The organism is Kitasatospora sp. NPDC058190 (genome assembly GCF_042883685.1).
Taxonomy (GTDB): Bacteria; Actinomycetota; Actinomycetes; order Streptomycetales; family Streptomycetaceae; genus Kitasatospora.
Window position 1 is genome coordinate 1 of the sequence record NZ_JBHVVI010000270.1, and the last position, 2646, is coordinate 2646.

The window sequence follows — 2646 nt, forward strand, 5'->3', positions numbered from 1 at the left end:
CTAAACTCCCTAAATCGTCGGCTGCTTCATTTGTTTATAATAGACAGGGTGCTGACGCACCGCCAGGTGCGGGGGTGACGCCTGGCGGCGTCACCGTGCGTGGTGCCCCGAGGCTGCGCCTCGGGGCCCGGCTGCGCCGGGCGGGGTGGCTGGTGTCCATTCGTCTGCGGCGAATTGGCGGGCGGGGCTTTGGCCCCTGGCGGGGCATCAACTGGGCGGGACTTGCGGCCCACCCTGGCGGGCGTTGACGATGTGGCGCGAATTTCGGGTAGCAGCCCCCTTCCCCTCTGGCACCCCACCCCGTTGACGATGTGACGCGAATTTCCGGTAGCGGCCCGCTCCCCACGGGCCGGGCCCCGCCGTTGACGATGTGGCGCGAATTTCCGGTAGAGGGCCCTCCCCTGACGGGGAGGCCGATATCCGGCGCGCCATCCCGTTGACGATGTGGCGCAAATTCCCGGCGGCAGCGCCACACCCCCATCCGGGGCCCTGCCGGGCCCCACACGCCGGGCCCTCCCCCGACCCCGGAGCGAGGCGCTCCCAGGCAGTCCTCCCTAGGCCTCTCGCCCCGGGCACGGGGCAAGGTGACGAAAATGCAAGAGCTGTCACGGACCCGACCCCCACACCCCTGCCCCAAATCGGGCCAAGGGACGGCCCGGGAAACCGCCCCCGGCCGTCACCACCACACCCCGCCGAAACGGCCCGGAGAAGGCGCAGCACGGGGGCCTCAGAATGACGGGGATGTCACCGAATCTCCCCGTCAAGGACGCGCGAGGATGACACCACCAAACCCGCCTCCCCGTTCCGTTGAAAACCCTGACGGAATCCCATCACCGGTCTGGCGACATTCTCTCCGCCACCACCAGACATCAATGCACCAGATTACCCGTCGTCCCTCCCTTGAATGCGACACCGAACGGCGAAGCGCAGCACGGTGCAGGAACTCCGGGGAAAGGAGCGGGGCTTTGGCAGGGGTCGGGGCCTGGCGGCCCCTCGGGAATGGCGGGTGGGTGTCGCCTGCGGCGCCACCGGAAAAAGGGGCGCAGCACGGTCTTGGGTAGTGAGGGAGTTCCCGGGGCGGGGCGGGGTCGTGGCGAGGCCTGGCGGCCCCTCAGGAGGTGGGCTGCGGTACCGCCTGCGGCGGCACGGGGGCAGCGGGTGCCGGCTGGTGGGGGTGCGGCGCGGTACGCCGAGGTGCGCGGCGCGGTGCGCCGAGGGTGGAGCGGTGGCCGAGGTGGACGCGACGGGGCGGCGGCCAGGACGACCAGGACGTCGAACCGCGGCCTGGCGGTCCCCGGCCGGGGACCGGCCCCCGAGGCGCAGCGGGACGGCCTGGCGGCCGACCAGGACGGCGCCACCGGGAAGAGCCGCACCAAGGACACACCAAGGCCGCCTCGGGCCACACTGGCGGACACCCGAACGGCACCACCGAAAACCCGCCACCCGCACGTCAAAAAGACACCGGAAAACCACCGTGAAACGGCATCGGAAAACGGCGCAGAAAACAGCGGGAAACAATACCGAATTCCCCGTCCCCGAAACCACCCCTGCCCCGGACATGGCATGCCCGCGGCGAACACACACAGCAACCAAACCCGCCCCCAGTCACACACCCGCCAACCCACCCCACACCCAACCGAACCCCGCCTATAGGTCCGACCGACCAAGGGAGAAACGCCTAAAACAGGCAAAAACACCCCACCGGCGCCAACAGGTCACACCTCCAGTGGGCCCGCCACGGCACGGGCGTCGGCCGCGCGGGTGGGGTCGCCGGTACTGCCCGCGGCCCGCGTCCCTGCCGACAGGCCGCCTACCGGGCCCGCAGACGCGCCGAAGCCGCGTTCCCCGACCGGGTCGTTAGCGGCCTGGGGCGAAACTCACCGCCCCGGGGGCGGAACTCCCCACCGCAGGTCAGCGCCCTGCCGCACCTCCCGGGTAAGAACGGGTCAGGGGTGGCGCTATCAGGAGCGGGTGCGCGCCTGCGCGGCAGCCGGCGGCTCGTGCCCGACCGGTCGCTGGTGGTGTGCCGGGGCGGGCGGCTCGGCGAGGCCGAAGTCGAGCGAGGCGATCGGGAACTCGGGGGTCTGCGTGGGCAGGACGAGGTCGGCGACCCTCAGGATGGCGTCGCAGACCTGTCGGCTGCGAAGGTCCAGGTCGACAGGTGGACTGGCCACCAGCACGCCGCGCACGTCGGTGACCGGCACGCGCACCCGTGTCACCCGGGCGAGATCCTCCGGCGGGACCAACAGGTCGTCGGTCCGTAGCGGGTGGTAGGTCATGTCGATCCACCAGCTACCGGGCGCCATCGCGGCGAGGACGCGGCGGGTCTCCTCGAAGATGTGCGGGCTGGGCTCCGCGACGGCGAACGCGGTCACGAGCACGTGGGTCCCGCCGGTCTGCGGGGTGCTGGTCGTGAAGTCGGCGTTGGCCAGGCGGTTGGCGACGCTGCGCGCCACGGATCCGGTGCCCAGGACCGTGACGAAGTCAGGTCGCATGATGTCCCCCTCAGTACCGCTGACGCGCAATTCGAAGAACGTATGCAGGGCGCGGACGCCCGGCGAAACCGAACCACCGCACCATGACGCCGGCGGTGGCAGCGTGCTGGAGCGGGAAGCTGCCCTGGGCGGGTGGTGTCGGGTGTCGCGC

1 protein-coding gene is annotated in these 2646 nt (G+C 71.1%); it reads right to left on the reverse strand.

Annotation, left to right across the window (positions count from 1 at the left end; all coding sequences use genetic code 11):
- Positions 1–1961: 1961 nt before the first annotated feature.
- Positions 1962–2495 carry a hypothetical protein gene (locus ACFVWU_RS44675; protein WP_387632418.1) on the reverse strand — a complete coding sequence of 178 codons (534 nt, stop codon included), beginning with the start codon at positions 2493–2495 and terminating at the stop codon, positions 1962–1964.
- Between the last annotated feature and the right edge of the window lie 151 nt (positions 2496–2646).

Coding starts and splice junctions, on each gene's coding strand:
- ACFVWU_RS44675 (WP_387632418.1), bottom strand. CDS start 2,495: ATGCGACCTGACTTCGTCACGGTCCTGGGCACCGGATCCGTGGCGCGC.